Origin of the sequence: Flavobacterium sp. AJR (genome assembly GCF_002156885.1) — a bacterium.
Classification (GTDB): domain Bacteria; phylum Bacteroidota; class Bacteroidia; order Flavobacteriales; family Flavobacteriaceae; genus Flavobacterium.
This window is the reverse complement of sequence record NZ_NCWQ01000197.1, coordinates 1-1,035: the sequence shown is the minus strand read 5'-3', so window position 1 is coordinate 1,035 and position 1,035 is coordinate 1. Positions and strand designations below refer to the sequence as shown.

1 protein-coding gene is annotated in these 1,035 nt (G+C 32.2%); it reads left to right on the top strand.

The annotated features are described in order from the left end of the window. The first annotated feature begins 8 nt into the window (after window positions 1-8). On the top strand, window positions 9-914 hold the full coding sequence (locus B8T70_RS23515; RefSeq protein ID WP_039111623.1) for a DUF6607 family protein: 906 nt from the start codon (window positions 9-11) through the stop codon (window positions 912-914). The last annotated feature ends 121 nt before the right edge of the window (window positions 915-1,035 follow it).

Below are 1,035 nucleotides of genomic sequence, written 5' to 3'. Positions count from 1 at the left end.
AACAAGTTATGATTACAAAAAGCCTCTGTTTATCAGCCGTTATGGTGTTATCTGTAAATTTTGGATTTAGCCAGGAATCTAAAAAGCAACAAGATATTAAATCGATAAAATCGATGTGTGGTTGTTATGAAGTGAAATTTAATTTTACTGAAACATTTAAATATTCTAAAGATTCAATTAATTACAAGCCTTCACCAACTAAACATGAATCTGCTTTAGAATGGGTAGAATTATTAGAAGACACCCCTAACAAAATTGTAATGCAACACTTATTGATAGTAAGTGACGATATGATTATTAAACACTGGAGACAAGATTGGTTGTATGAGAACACTGACTTGTATTTATTTGATAAAGGAACTTCTTGGAAATATAAAAAGTTAGACAAAAAAGACGTAAAAGGTCAATGGAGTCAAAAAGTATATCAGGTAGATGATAGTCCAAGATATGAAGGATCCTCAACATGGGTACATGTAGATGGGCAAGATTACTGGGCAAATGTTACAGATGCTCCACTACCTCGTAGAGAACATACAATACGTAATGATTATAATGTTTTAAAAAGAAGAAACATTCATGAAATTACTGCTACAGGATGGAATCATGAGCAAGACAATGACAAATTAGTTCGCGATGATAGCGGAAAAGATGTTTTGTTAGCACAAGAAAAAGGAATGGATGTGTACACTAAAGTTGCAGACATTAAATGTATCGCTGGTCAAAAATGGTGGAAGGAAAACAACGCACTTTGGAAAAATGTTCGTGATAAATGGCAAACTCTTTTTGACAGACATCAGGACTTAAACTTAGAAGCCAAAGTAGATAGAAAAGCACTTTACTCTCTTTTGTTTGATTTAAAACCTACTGCTACAAAAGCAGAAACGGATGCAATCATCAACAAATTTGTAAAATAAATATTTTTAGTTAGTTATAAAAAGAGCCGTTAGTTTTGATACTAACGGCTCTTTTTTATTTTACATTCTTTCAGGAACTTCTATTCCTAATAAGCTGAAACTAGATTTTATGATCTCTCCT